Origin of the sequence: Agromyces sp. SYSU T00194, assembly GCF_040496035.1 — a bacterium.
Lineage (GTDB): Bacteria > Actinomycetota > Actinomycetes > Actinomycetales > Microbacteriaceae > Agromyces > Agromyces chitinivorans.
In genome coordinates, this window is record NZ_JBEPJZ010000002.1 from 23,897 (window position 1) to 37,600 (window position 13,704).

Annotated in this window: 10 protein-coding genes; 8 read left to right on the plus strand and 2 right to left on the minus strand. The window is 68.7% G+C overall.

What is annotated here, in order from left to right:
- Positions 1 to 14: 14 nt before the first annotated feature.
- Positions 15 to 359: a response regulator gene (locus tag ABZK10_RS12880; RefSeq protein ID WP_353809695.1), complete on the minus strand. Its 345-nt coding sequence runs from the start codon at positions 357 to 359 to the stop codon at positions 15 to 17.
- 97 nt (positions 360 to 456) lie between these two features.
- Between ABZK10_RS12880 and ABZK10_RS12885 the strand changes: the two genes are divergently transcribed.
- A complete protein-coding gene (locus tag ABZK10_RS12885; RefSeq protein ID WP_353809697.1) occupies positions 457 to 2,316 on the plus strand; it encodes a sensor histidine kinase in 1,860 nt (619 codons plus the stop codon).
- A gap of 119 nt (positions 2,317 to 2,435) precedes the next feature.
- Positions 2,436 to 3,260: an alpha/beta fold hydrolase gene (locus ABZK10_RS12890; protein WP_353809698.1), complete on the plus strand. Its 825-nt coding sequence runs from the start codon at positions 2,436 to 2,438 to the stop codon at positions 3,258 to 3,260.
- Positions 3,261 to 3,398: 138 nt separating this feature from the next.
- Here the strand turns inward: ABZK10_RS12890 and ABZK10_RS12895 are convergent, their stop codons facing one another.
- Positions 3,399 to 3,869, minus strand: a complete 471-nt coding sequence (locus tag ABZK10_RS12895) for a TlpA family protein disulfide reductase (protein ID WP_353809699.1) — start codon at positions 3,867 to 3,869, stop codon at positions 3,399 to 3,401.
- Between the two features lie 79 nt (positions 3,870 to 3,948).
- Between ABZK10_RS12895 and ABZK10_RS12900 the strand changes: the two genes are divergently transcribed.
- The 6 genes from ABZK10_RS12900 to ABZK10_RS12925 all read left to right on the plus strand — a co-directional run bounded on the left by ABZK10_RS12900 (position 3,949) and on the right by ABZK10_RS12925 (position 13,667).
- Positions 3,949 to 4,407 (plus strand): MarR family winged helix-turn-helix transcriptional regulator, encoded by a 459-nt coding sequence (locus ABZK10_RS12900; RefSeq protein WP_353809700.1) that lies wholly within the window; start codon positions 3,949 to 3,951, stop codon positions 4,405 to 4,407.
- 175 nt (positions 4,408 to 4,582) lie between these two features.
- On the plus strand, positions 4,583 to 4,831 hold the full coding sequence (locus ABZK10_RS12905; protein WP_353809701.1) for a DUF1272 domain-containing protein: 249 nt from the start codon (positions 4,583 to 4,585) through the stop codon (positions 4,829 to 4,831).
- Positions 4,832 to 4,865: 34 nt separating this feature from the next.
- Positions 4,866 to 5,375, plus strand: a complete 510-nt coding sequence (locus ABZK10_RS12910; protein WP_353809702.1) for a GNAT family N-acetyltransferase — start codon at positions 4,866 to 4,868, stop codon at positions 5,373 to 5,375.
- Positions 5,376 to 5,509: 134 nt separating this feature from the next.
- The gene (locus ABZK10_RS12915; protein WP_353809703.1) at positions 5,510 to 7,744 is read left to right on the plus strand and encodes an FAD-dependent oxidoreductase; all 2,235 of its coding nucleotides are present in this window, start codon (positions 5,510 to 5,512) and stop codon (positions 7,742 to 7,744) included.
- Between the two features lie 80 nt (positions 7,745 to 7,824).
- Positions 7,825 to 12,414, plus strand: a complete 4,590-nt coding sequence (locus ABZK10_RS12920; RefSeq protein WP_353809704.1) for a right-handed parallel beta-helix repeat-containing protein — start codon at positions 7,825 to 7,827, stop codon at positions 12,412 to 12,414.
- Between the two features lie 35 nt (positions 12,415 to 12,449).
- Positions 12,450 to 13,667: a Gfo/Idh/MocA family protein gene (locus ABZK10_RS12925; protein WP_353809705.1), complete on the plus strand. Its 1,218-nt coding sequence runs from the start codon at positions 12,450 to 12,452 to the stop codon at positions 13,665 to 13,667.
- The last annotated feature ends 37 nt before the right edge of the window (positions 13,668 to 13,704 follow it).

Genomic DNA, 13,704 nt, shown 5'->3' on the forward strand with positions numbered 1-13,704 from the left:
CTGCCCGGGCCGAGCTAGTCGACCTGCGCCAGGATGTCGAGCAGCAGCCGCGCGGTGAGCCCGAACTTGGGCACGAACGCGAGCGCTGCGCTGGACTCGACCATGTCCACGAAGTCGTCGACAGGATGCGTCGACGTCAAGATCAGCATCGGCGCCGGTGAGACCTCGTCGCTGAGCGTGCTGACGACGTCGAATCCGCTCTCCCCGCCCAAGTCGACATCGACGAGGGCGATGGTGGGGCGGAGCGCCTGCGCCTGCGCGATCGCGTCCGCGAGTGTCGAGGCTGACCCCGCCACCTCCATCTGAGCCGTCTCCAGCATTCGCTGGACGGCAGCACAGAACTCGGGGCTGTCGTCCACGATCAGCCAGCGGTGGTCTCCGGGTCTCACCCCACACACACTTCCAGATGATCGACCGCAGGGCATTCCGGCTAGCCTCACCTTCTAGCATGGCGTCATGCCACTGCGTGCCGACGCCATGGGGACGGACTCACTGGACCCGAGCCTCCTCGAGCGAGCAGTCCCCGTGCTCCTGCGCCCCTACTCGCCTCCGTTGGCATGGGGAGTCGGGGTGGCGGCGTTCTTGATCGCTGTGGAGGTGCTGATCGTCGAGCTCCTGGCGCAGATCGCCCCTGACAGCGCGTTCGGTGCCGTGTTCCTGTTCGGCGTGCTGGTGGTCTCTGCGGGATGGGACTTCCGTCTGGCGCTCGCCACGTCGGTGGCCAGTGCGGTGGCGTACGCGTGGGTTCACGTCAACGAGGACGGCGCGACGCTGGTGCCCGCGGTGCTCGTGTTCACGGTCCTGGCGCTGCTGACGAACCTCCTGGTGGGGCAGTCGCGCCTGCGTGCTGCCGAGTCGGATCAGCGCAGGCGCGAGGCCGACCTGCTGGCCGATCTCGCCCGCACGATGCTGAGGGAGGTGGACTCGCCCCGCATGTTCGACGCGGCGGGCGCCCAGTTGTCTCAGGTGCTCGACCTTGCGCCGCCGGGAGTGCTCCTGGGCGACCCGGGCCTCGTCCCCGGTGCTTCGCAACGACGTGTCACCCTGCGTGACGGCGACGACGCGGTCGGCGCCCTCCTCGTGCCGGCCGAGCTCTCTCGCACGGACAACCGACGCATCCGGAGGGTCGTGCCGGCGCTGGAGGCGTTGCTCGTGGCAGCGCGAGACAGGCAGGAGTTGCACGAACGGACGGTGGAGCTCGCACGTCAGCAGGAGTCGCTGCGGAAGGTGGCCACGCTCGTCGCCTCCCGTGCGGACTTCACGGACATCTGCTCCGCGACGACGCTCGAACTTGCCCGGGGCCTGGGCGCTGAGCAGGTCTCCCTGCTCCAATATCACGACGACTCGTGCATGGTCCTTGCGGTCAGCGGCCGACGAACGGGCGTGTCTCCGATCCTGCCGGGTGAGCAGCTCCCCTTGGGCGGGAACAACTTGTCCACCCTCGTGAAGGAGTCGGGGGAGGCGCTCGACCTCGACTACGAGCAGGCGTCGGGCATCATCGCCGACCGCATGCGGGAAGGCGGGCTGCCGTTCGGCTCCGCCGTGCCCGTCGCCGTCGAAGGGCGGACGTGGGGTGCGCTCGTGGTCGGCTCGTCGGACGGGCTGGGCGGTCGTGAGCTCCGCGCGCGTCTCACCGACTTCGCGGACCTCGTCGCGACCGCAGTGTTCAACATGGAGGCGCGCACGCAGCTGACCGCCTCGCGGGCACGCGTGATCGCGGCGGCTGACCAGGCGCGAAGGACGATCGAGCGCGACCTGCATGACGGTGCACAACAGCGAATCGTCGCACTCGGCCTGGACCTCCGCGCCGCAGCGGACGCGGTGCCCGACGGCCAGCCGGCGCTCGTGGAGCGGATCGAGCGGACCGTGGAGACCCTGTCGCTGGTCCACGCCGATCTGCAGGAGCTCTCGCGCGGGATCCACCCGGCGATCCTCTCCCGGGGCGGTCTCGGTGCCGCGCTGAAGAACCTCGCGCGGCGCTCGACGGTGCCGACTGAGCTCGCGGTGAGCATCGCTGAGCGGCTTCCGGAGGAGATCGAGGTCGCGGCCTACTACGTGGTCGCCGAGTCGCTGACCAACGCGGCCAAGCATGCCGACGCCACTGGTGTCCGAGTCACCGCCGGCGTGGTCGGCGACAGCCTGGAGCTGAAGGTCGCCGACGACGGCGTCGGTGGAGCAGGCACGAGCAGCGGGTCCGGGCTGCTGGGCCTGCGGGACCGGACTGAGGCCGTCGGAGGCGCTCTGACCATCACCAGTCCGCCGGGCGCCGGCACGGAGATCTCCGTCACGATCCCGCTCGGAACCGGCTACAGCTAGCCCCCAGTCCGCCGTTCCCGTCAGCCTCAGTCGAGGACTGGCGCCAGCGGCGACGACACCTCCTCCGCGACAGAGCAGCGTTGATACCGCTGATCAACACCAACTCCGGAGGAACGAACATGAGCTACATCACCACCTGCGACGGCACCGAGATCTACTACACGGAGCAGGGCTCCGGTCAGCCGGTCCTGTTCAGCCACGGCTGGCCGCTGAGCTCCGATGCGTGGCAGCGCGAGCTCAAGCTCTTCGCCGACGCCGGCTACCGGGCCATCGCTCACGACCGCCGTGGACATGGGCGTTCCGCGAAGACGTACACGGGCAACGACATGGATACGTACGCCTGCGACCTGCGGGACCTGGTCGAGGCGCTCGATCTCAGCGACCTCGTCCTGGTCGGACACTCCACAGGTGGTGGCGAGGTCGTCCACTATGCGGCGAAGCACGGAGGCTCCAGGGTTGCGAAGGTGGTCACGGTCGGCGCAGTCCCGCCGGTGATGGTCAAGTCGGACTCCAACCCCGAAGGAACGCCGATCGACGTCTTCGACGGCATCCGCGCGGGAGTCCTCGACGATCGCTCCCAGTTCTACAAGGACCTCTCCGAGTCGTTCTTCGGTGCCAACCGTGAGGGTGCGCAGGTCTCGCAGGGCGCGAAGGATGACTTCTGGCGCCAGGGGATGCTCGTGAACCTCGCCGCCGCGTACGACTGCGTCAAGGCGTTCTCGGAGACCGACTTCACCGAGGACCTCCGTGCGCTGACCGTTCCGGTCCTGATCGCTCAGGGGGACGACGACCAGATCGTCCCGATCAAGGCAGCTGCGCTCAAGGCGATCGAGCTGGTCGAGGACGGCACGCTGAAGCTCTACCCGGGTGCACCCCACGGTGTCCACGGGGCCTACCAGGCGGCGCTGGACGCCGACATCCTCGACTTCATCGCCGAGGGATGAGCGCCCGGCACGGGCGGCGTCCCGTCCAGGGAGCCGCCCCGCGACCGGATACCCCGGCGGCCAGGATCGGCGCCGGCGACCCCAGCTCGCCCGACCTGGCGGCGGGCGACTGAGGCGTCGACCCTCCGCGACGGGCGACTAGCGGGTCGCGAGTTGCGCGATCGCGTCCAGGGTTGCGGCGCGGTCGAAGCTCTTCGCAGGCATCGCGGCGGTCGTGACCTGGATCACGGTGCCGTCCGCGTCGACGACCGCGGTCGCGCTCTCCTGGAACTGGCCCGAGCGTCGGAGGCCGAACACGCCGTGGTGCGGTCCCACTGCGGCCACCCGCACGGTCTCGTCGAGGCGAGAGGCCGCCTGCGCGGCATCCGCACCGGTTCCCGGCGTGAGGAAGATCACCCGTGCGTCGCCGAGGTCGCCGTTGCGGTGCAGGCTCGCGAGCCGCTTGCCGACCGACAGGCACGCGGGGCAGGTCGACGTGCGCATGAAGTGGACGACCGCCGGTCGGCCGTCCAGCAGCTCGGCGATCGTTGTCGAACCCCCGTCCGCAGTGGTCAGTTCTGTCGCGGGAAGCGCGTTGCCAACGGCGAGCGCAGCGTTGGTGCGGGGCATAGACTTTCTCCTCAGTTCTGCGAGCGGACTTGCGAAACCTACTTTCGCAACTACCTTGCGCAACCGACGGGAGGGCGCGGTGTATTCCCCAGAGGTCGAGGAGTTCCGGCGAGCGGCGGCGGAGGACGTGGGACACCTGCTGCGCGAGGCCCTGCACGTCGGGAACGAGCGGTTCCTGGAACTCATGTCTGCGCGCGGCCACGAGCAGGTCGCGATGCGGCATCTGCCGGTGTTCGGCGCGGTGGATCGCGACGGCACGCGCATCACCGTCGTCGCGGGAAGGACGGAGATCTCGCGGCAGGCCGTGGGCCAGCTCATCCACGAACTGGAGGCGCTCGGCTACCTGACGCTCACTCCGGACCCGAGCGATCGTCGTGCCCAGATCGTGCGGCTCACCGAGCGCGGGATGTCGTTCTGCACCGAAGGCGCGGAGGCCGCACAGGCGTTGCACTCCGAGGTGGTCGATCGGATCGGTGGCGAGGAGGCGCTCGACGCGCTGCGCGCAGGCCTCCGGCGCATCATCGGCGACGCAGACTGAGCGTCGGAGCGCGCGCCCGGGCGGGGCGCGCGCCGCCGAGTCGCTTCGACGGTGGGTGTGCGACAGGACCGATCCGCGAGAATCGTCGCATCCGCCGCGGCCGGATGAGCCGATCGCGAGGTCCAGCCGGATCGATGGCAGGAATCGGGCAGGCCCGCGTTGGTAGCGTGCGCGCATGCTGGAGATCCGACCCAACTGCGAATGCTGCGATCGCGACCTCGCGACCGACGATGCGCACGTGTTCATCTGCACGATCGAGTGCACCTGGTGCGATGACTGCGCGCGCCGGCTCGACTTCACCTGTCCGAACTGCGAGGGCAATCTCACCCCGCGTCCGATACGGCCGGCGGCGTGGCTCATGAGGTATCCGGCGTCGACGGAGCGCGTCTCCAACCTGGATTGCCTGGCGGGCATCGCCACCTGATTCCATCGCGAGCGCTTGCTAGTCTCGGTCGGCGATGGAGTCCAAACCGCGACGCGTCGAACGCCGGCCCTACTACCGGGCCTCGAACCGCCTGCTCGCCGAGCGTGCCGTTGCGCTCCCCGCCCTCCGAGTGCTGCGCGACGACGATCTCCGCGCGCTCGCCGAGGTGCACCTGCCCGCCCTCCGCGGAACCGTGGACGACGAGGAGGACACGCTCGAGCAGCTCGTCGACGACTACCGCGGCGGCACGACCGGCGACTGGGGCACGCCGCTGCGCGACCGCTGGCTCGTCACCGAGGACGACCGCGGCATCGCGGCGGCGGTGCTCACCACGCACTGGCGGGGCACGCCCTTCATCGCGCTCGTCGTCACACGCCTCGACGCGCAGCGCAGGGGTCTCGCAAGTGCGCTCATCGCCGAGGTCGCGGCGCGCAGCCTCGCCCGGGGCGAGCCCGAGCTCGCGCTCATCGTGACGCGCGGCAACCCGGCGCTCGACCTCTACGAGCGGCTGGGATTCGTCGAGGCCGACCGGCCGGACGCCTGAGCGGATCCCTCGGGCGGCACGTGCACGGCGAACAACGAGCATCCAGAACCGGCAGAGTTGTCTGACAACCGGAGGACATGCTAACGTGACGTGCGCCGCCGCAGTGCAGCAGTGGGGCCGACCGAAGGGGAGACATGCGCGAGGACGTCGTAGAGGTCGAGATCGTGGTGGTCGGCGGCGGACTCGCGGGAGTCAGTGCGGCGATCGCGGCGGCGCGTCTCGGCCGTTCCGTCGCGCTGGTCAACAACCGGCCCGTCCTCGGCGGGAACTCCTCGAGCGAGGTCCGCGTGTGGGTATGCGGGGCGGCCTGCCAGGGCCGACACCGCTTCGCGCGCGAGACCGGCATCATCGGCGAACTGCTCATCGAGAATCAGTTCCGCAACCCCGAGGGGAACCCCTACTTCTGGGACCTCGTCCTTCTCGAGGCCGTGCGTGCCGAGGAGAACATCCGCCTGTTCCTCAACACAGACGTGACCCAGGTGGACGCCGACGGGCCCGAATCCGGACGCCGCATCACGTCGGCGACGGGCTGGATGACGGGATCGGAACGTCGGATCGAGTTCCGCGCCCCGATGTTCATCGACTGCTCGGGTGATGGTCTCCTGGGGCATCTCGCGGGTGCCTGGTATCGCATCGGCCGCGAAGCGCGGTCGGAGTTCGGCGAGGCCTCGGCGCCGGAGCATCCCGACCAGCGCACGCTCGGCTCCACCATGCTGTTCTACTCCACCGACGTCGGACGCCCGGTTCAGTTCATCCCTCCGGAGTTCGCCGTCGACATCGCGTCCACGCCGATACCCGAGCGCCGCATCATCAGCACCGAACGCGACGGTTGCTACAACTGGTGGATCGAGTGGGGCGGTGACCTCGACGCGGTCGACGACAACGAGCGCATCCGCGACGAGCTCTGGGGCGTCATCTACGGCGTGTGGGACTACATCAAGAACTCCGGCCGCTTCGACGCCGACAACCTCACTCTCGAGTGGGTCGGCTCGGTCCCGGGCAAGCGCGAGTACCGACGCTTCGTCGGCGACCACACCCTGACTCAGAACGACGTGCTCGGGCAGGTGCCGTTCGAGGATCGCGTCGCGTTCGGAGGCTGGTCCATCGACCTGCATCCGACCGGGGGCGTCTACGCCGACGCCCCGGCGTCCCAGCACTGGCTGCCGGACGGCAACTACCACATCCCGTTCCGCTCGCTCTACTCCGCGAACGTCGACAACCTGCTCGTCGCGGGACGTGACATCAGCGCGAGCCACGTGGCGTTCGGAAGCACGCGGGTGATGGCGACGTGTGCCGTGGTGGGCGAGGCGGCCGGGACCGCCGCAGCACTGTGCATCACCACGCGCAGTTCCCCCCGGGAGCTTGCCGGAGCACGGATGCCCCAGCTGCAGCGCCTCCTCCTCCGACAGGACGCATCGGTGCTGGGGCTGCCCTACGACGATCCGGACGACCTCGCACGGTCGGCCCGGGTCTCGTCCTCCAGCACGTTCGTCGCCGAGTCGGTCCGTTCCGACGGCGTCCTCGCGATCGAGCGGGACCTCGCCATCCTCGTGCCGGCGGACCCCGCGATCGACGGCATCGACCTCCTGCTCGATGCATCGCGGCCAGCTCGCCTGACGGTGGAGCTCTACTCGACCGGACTCGCCCAGAACTACGTACCCGCCGCGTTGGAGCAGTCCGTCGAGGTGGCGGTCCCGGAGGGGGCCGCCCAATGGGTGCGCATCCCGCTCGACTGGTCACCGGGGGATCCGCAGAACGCCTTCATCGTCGTTCGAGCGGCGGGCGCCGACATCCGATGGCACGTCGCCGACGAGGTGGTCCCCGGCGTGCTGGGGTTCGAGCACGTCGAGCCCCCGGTCGTGACGGAGTACCCGCAGCCGCTCCGTGAGTGGCGCGCGCTCGCGCGGCGCACTCCGTGCTTCCGCCTCTCCTCCACACGTGCCTATCGTGCCGAGAACGTCGTCGGCGGGTTCGCGCGCCCGTTCGGTGGGCCGCAGCTCTGGGCGTCTCGTCCGCTCGAGCCGGAGCGACCGGAGTGGGTCGAGCTGGAATGGGCGGAACCGGTGCCTGTCGGGGAGGTGCAGGTGATCTTCGACGACGAGGTGAACGAGCATCTGAACAACCTGCACCGCACGATCACCCCGTTCCGCTCGATGCCGGCCATCGCGAGGGAGTACCGCGTGCAGACGCGTGTCGACGGCGTGTGGACCGACGTCGCCGTCGTTCGGGACAACCACGCGCGGCGGCGGATCCATCCCGTGGTCGGCCCGCCGGTGGATGCCGTTCGACTCCAGGTCGAGCGCACGAACGGTGCGCCGTGCGCCCACGTCGTCGCCGTACGCGCGTACGAAGCGCCGCTGAGCCTGTGACAGCCGACTGAGCCCGTGGCCGCCTCGGCGGCCGACGTCGCGGTCATCGTCGACCGCGCCTCATGTGAAGGGACCCCGAAATGATCCAACTCGCTACGCTCGCGATGGCCGCGACGAGCACGCTGCTGCTGGCCGGCGTCGTCCAGACGACGCCAGCGTCCGCGCCGGTCGAATCCACCGCATTCCACGTATCGCCCTCCGGGAGCGATGCCGCCTCGGGTGCGCCGTCCGATCCGTTCCTGACACTGGAGCGCGCTCGCGACGCGGTTCGCACGGAGATCGCCGACGGCATGGCGCACGACGTCGCCGTCATCGTCGAACCGGGCGACTACTTCCTCGAGGAACCACTCTCCTTCGACGAACGCGACTCCGGTCGCGACGGATTCACGGTGGAGTGGGTCACAGGCGATGGGGGCGCAGCGACGATCTCGGGCTCGCGCGTGCTCGAGGGGGAGTGGGAGGAGACCGCCACTCCGAGTGTGCTCCGCCTCGCGATCCCGGCCGTGGCCGCAGGCGACTGGCGCTTCGACCAGGTCTTCGTCGACGGCGAACGACAGCGGAAGGCGCGATATCCCGACGACGGGTACCTGCACACCATCGGTGGAGCGGACGACACGCGCACGTTCTACGCCGAGCCGGGCGACCTTCCCCCGTGGACGGACCTGTCGGGAGCGCAGGCCGTCGTCTGGAGCAGCCCGTACTTCGCCGACACCGTCCGCATCGACGAACTCGAAGCGGGCGAGGGACGGGTCACCCTCGCCGACGACATGCTGCTCGATTTCGGGCAGGGGGAGCAGCGGCGCTACTACCTCCAAGGGGCGCTCGAGGCGCTCGACCGTCCCGGGGAGTTCTACCTGGACGAGGCCGAGGGATACCTCTACCTCTGGCCCGACACCGCCGAGTTCGACTCGGCGACCGTCACGGCGCCGGTGATCCGCGACATCGTCCGCTTCGTCGGATCCGATGCGTCGACGCCGGTGACGGACATCCGGTTCAGCGGGTTCGACATCGTCGGTTCCGCGTTCACGGACTACTTCAACGAGACACGAGGGATCGAGTGGAACCGTCCAGCGGCTCCGAACGCCGCGGCGGCGGTGTACCTCGAGAACGCGGAGCGCATCGCGGTGCAGGACAACCGCATCGACCTCGCCGGGTTCAGCGGGGTGACCCTCCACCACTCCGCCAGGGACAACGTCATCCAGCGGAACGAGATCAGCGACTTCGGCTACCACGGCGTACTGCTGCTGGGGACCGACAGCGGAGTGCGGAATGCCTCAGGCGAGCAGGTCTACGACAACCGCTCGAACCGAGTGGCCGACAACCACATCCACGACGGATCACTCGTCGGTCACGGATCCGGCATCTTCGTCCACCAGAGCGGTGAGAACGTGATCGAGCACAACGTCATCCACGACCTGCCACGCTACGGAATCGGGTCGAAGGCGAACCGTGCACCGAGCAGGATCGACGAGGTCACCGCACGTGACAACGTGATCCGGTACAACGACATCTCGGCGGTCAACCAGGAGAGTGACGACACCGGTGCGATCACGCTGACGTCCGTCGGGCCCGGCAACGTCATCGAGGCGAACCGGATCCACGACATCATGGTCCGAGAGGCGCATGGCGGCCACGGGCACGCGATCTACCTCGACAACCACACCCAGGGAACGCACGTGGTCGGCAATCTCGTCCACGACGTCGGCGTCGAGGCGATGAACGGCATCCACACCGGCATCTACGCCAAGGGGGCCGACAACGTCGTGGAGAACAACATCGTCGTGCAGTCGTCCGAGAAGGCGTCCGCGTCGGCCATGGGCAACGCACAGCACGGTGCGAACGATGCCGTGGCGCACCGGTACGAGCGCAACATCCTCGTCGTCGAGGAACAGGGTCCGGCCGTGTACCAGTTCCTGAACTGGGAGGACGAGAACGTCGCCACATCGGACTTCAACCTGTTCTCCCAGCCGAGCGGGGAGTACCGCGTCACCGGCATCCCGCTCGTGGCGGACATCAGCGACTGGCAGACGATCTCGGGTCAGCGATTCGACCAGCACTCGATCCTGGGCGATCCCGCATTCCGCGATCAAGCAGACGACGACTTCGTGCTCGATCCGGAGTCGCCCGCATTCGCCCTGGGGTTCGAGGACATCGACTTCGGGCGGATCGGAACGACCCGACCCGACATGTTCCCGGCGGGCGCCCTCGACCGGCTGCATGTCTCCGCAGCGGGTCGCACCTCCTCGATCGTCCTCGACAACGGTCGCGTCGCGGATCTCGTCGTCGTGGCACGGGACTCCGCCGGGCTGGCCCTCGATCCGGAGGACCTGTCGATCACGTACTCGAGCGCGAACGAGCGTGTCGCGGCGATCGACGACTCCGGTTCGGTCCGCGGTCGTGGGCCCGGGCGCACCGCGATCACGGTCACCGCCGACGACGGGTCGAACCTCCGCGAGGTGGTGGTCCCCGTCTACGTGGGGGATCGGATCGGTTCGTTCGCCCTGGAGGGGGACGAGCACGTGCTCGCCGTCGGCGATGACCTGAAGCTCCGGGCGATCGCCGAGACCGTTCTCGGTCGCGAGTTCCCCCTCGACGGCGCCTCCGGTGAGGTGACGTTCTCGAGTGACGATCCTGCGACCGCCTTCGTCGGTGCGGATGGCGTCGTCGACGCGATCGGGGTCGGTCAGGCGAACATCGTCGCACGGGTCGTGGTCGGTGACCTCACCCTCACCCGGACGTGGTCGATCGAGGTGCGCGAGCGTGTCTTCCGAGAAGCCTCGCTCACCATGCCGACGCTCGCGGTCGAGGTCGGCGCATCCGCCACCCTCACTCCGCTGGCGTGGTGGTCGGACGGTGGGGAGATCGAGCTCGCGGGTACCGCGCGCGCATACTCGAGCGCCGACCCTTCGGTCGTCGACGTCGATGCCGACGGCACGGTGACGGGGGTCTCCGTCGGCGTGTCGCGGGTGAGCGTGCGCCTGACCGTCGACGGCGTCGAGAGGTCCGCCCATCGCACCGTCTACGTGGTCGAGGACACCGAGATGCCGGATGGCTGGAGTCACGAGGAGATCGGACCGTGGGAGCGCCAGGAGAGCTACGCCAGTCACCACGACGGGACGTGGACGTTGAACAGCAACGCCGCGGACGCGTGGGGCAAGCGCGATCGTGTCGTCTTCGTCGGGACCGAGGTCGATCCGGCCGACTACCCGGATGGCTTCTCCATCATCGCCACCGTCGAGGCACTGAGCCAGGTCAATCGGTTCACGATGGCCGGCGTGATGATCCGCGACGACCTCTCCGGGCCGGCGGGCAACGTGGCACCGCGCATCCGGACGGACGGTGCGATGCCGGTCGGGCTGCGCGAGGTGTCCGGCGGGGCCACCGCCAACGTGTCCGAGTCGCCGGTCACGACGTTCCCGGCGCGGCTGAAGCTCACGCGGGTCGGGGACAGCGTCACCAGCTGGTACTGGGAGGACGGAGCATGGGTCGAGTCGTCGGCGGTCACCGTGGAGATGGACGGCCTCGTGCACGCAGGCATCTGGGCTGCCTCCGCCGACGCGAGCGGGCTCTCGGAAGCGGTCTTCTCCGACGTCCAGGTCATCGCGGAGCACCCGCTGCCGGCATCGGCGGAGAGTCTCGAGGAGCTCGATCGGCTCGTCGTCACGGCGTCGGCGTTCCTTCACGACGCCGTTGCCGGTGACGGTCAGGGCGAGTATCCGCAGACGGTCATCGACGCCCTCACGGACGACCGCCGCACGGCCGCCGACGTGCTCGTCGGCGGGGATGACGTGACCCAGCCGCTCGTCGACGACGCGCGAGCTCGGCTCGCGGCCTCCCTGGAGACCTTCATCGAGTCACGGGGCGCGGTCTACGCCTTCGAACTCGACTTCGAGGACGAGGCCGTCGGGGAGGTTCCCGGCGTGATCACCGTGATCACCCCGGAGAACGGAGCGGTGCGCATCGCCGAGGACCCGAGCGGTACCGGTCAGGTGCTGCAGGTCGAGGGCACCGTGCATCCACTGGAGTTCGAGGCGGCGGTGCCCGCCGTCGAGGCTGACACGGCGCGGGTGGAGAGCCGGTTCCTCGCCGACCAGCTGAGCTCCGTGTCGTTCGCCATCGGGGCCGGCGCCACTTCGCAGGCGATGTACCTCCGCTTTCTCGGGAACGGCACGATCCGCCTCATCGCGGCCGACGGCAGTTGGACACGGATCGGAACGTGGGCGCAGGGGGTGTGGAACGAGGTGTCCGTCGAGCTGGACTTCACCGACCAGACACTGGACATCACGCTGAACGGCTCCGTGCTCACCACGGCGTCGGCGTTCCGCCACACGGTGGAATGCGTCGGCCTCGTCTCCTGGTGGGTCGGACCGGGCACCTACCTGTTCGACGACATCCGCGCGAGTGTGCCTGCGAGCTCCGACGCGACGCTGGCCGACCTCACCGTCGGCGGAACGACCGTGCCGGAGTTCCATCCCGAGCAGCAGCACTACACGGTCGCGGTTCCGGACGGCGCGGGCATCCCGGTCGTGTCGGCACGCGCGAACGACCCGGAGGCAGGCATCTACTCCGAGCAGGCTTCGGGCCCGGGCGACCGTGCCCACGTCGTCGTCATCGCACCCGACCGGCGAACTGCGCTGGTGTACGACGTCGACTTCGTGTCGGCGGGCTGACGAGATCGATGCATTCAGAGAGGAACGGACACACATTGAGCACATCAGGATTCGCGATCGGGATCTGCGGACTCGGACAGTTCGCCCAGTCATTCATCCCCTTGTTCCAGGCGCACCCCGGCGTTCGGCGTGTCGCCCTGGCGGACATCGAGCCCGACCGGGCGGCCAGGGTGGCCCGACACTACGGCGTGGAAGAGGCGTACTCGTCTCTGGAGCAGCTCTGCGAGAGCGATGTCGATGCGATCGCGATCTTCACCCCGAGGTGGATGCATGCCCAGCATTCGCTGACGGCGCTTCGAGCGGGCAAGCACGTCTTCAGTGCGGTGCCGGCGGCCGTCACGCTCGAGGAGATGACGGAGTTGGTCACGACGGTGGAACAGACCGGGCTGACCTACATGGTCGCGGAGACCGGATACTACAATCCTGCGGCGCTGTACTGCCGAGAGCGGTACCGGCGGGGAGACTTCGGTGACTTCGTGTACGGCGAGGGCGAGTACCTCCACGACATGTCGCACGGATTCTACGAGGCGTTCCAGCGCAGCGGTGGGGAGCAGTGGAAGTCGACTGCGAGCTTCCCGCCCATGTTCTATCCCACGCACTCCATCAGCATGATCCTCTCGGTGACGGGTGCACGCATGGAGTCCGTGTCGTGCCTCGGCTTCGTCGACCGCGCCGACGACGGGGTGTTCTCCCGGGAGGTCAGCCGGTGGGGGAACGACTTCAGCAACGAGACTGCGCTCTTCCGCACGTCCGACGGCGGAATGTGCCGCATCAACGAATTCCGACGGGTCGGCTGGCGCGGGCAGCTCTCGTCGCGCATGAGCATGTACGGCACCAAGGGGAGCTACGAGGAGCAGAGCAATGCGCGCGTGTGGAACACGCTCGACCACGCCGACCAGACTGATCTCTTCGACTTCCTGACCAGCAGGAAGACGGAAGGGTTCTCGCGCAAGAGCGGCGAGCTGATGCCGTCGGTGCATGAGGCGATGGAACTGGACTTCGATGCCGGCTATACGCCAGTGCACCCGGTGGAACGGCTTCCCGAATCGTTCGCGAAGCTCCCCAACGGCCATGCAGGATCGCACCACTTCCTGGTCGACGACTTCGTGCGAGCGGTCAACCAGGAGACGGTCCCGCCCAACAACGTCTGGGAGTCGGCGCGAAACTGCATTCCCGGAATGGTCGCGCACGAGTCCGCGCTGCGCGGCGGCGTCCAGCTTCCCATTCCCGACCTCGGAGATGCGCCGGCGTGATCGTCCACTATTTGCCCTGTTGTCAGACAACCTGTAG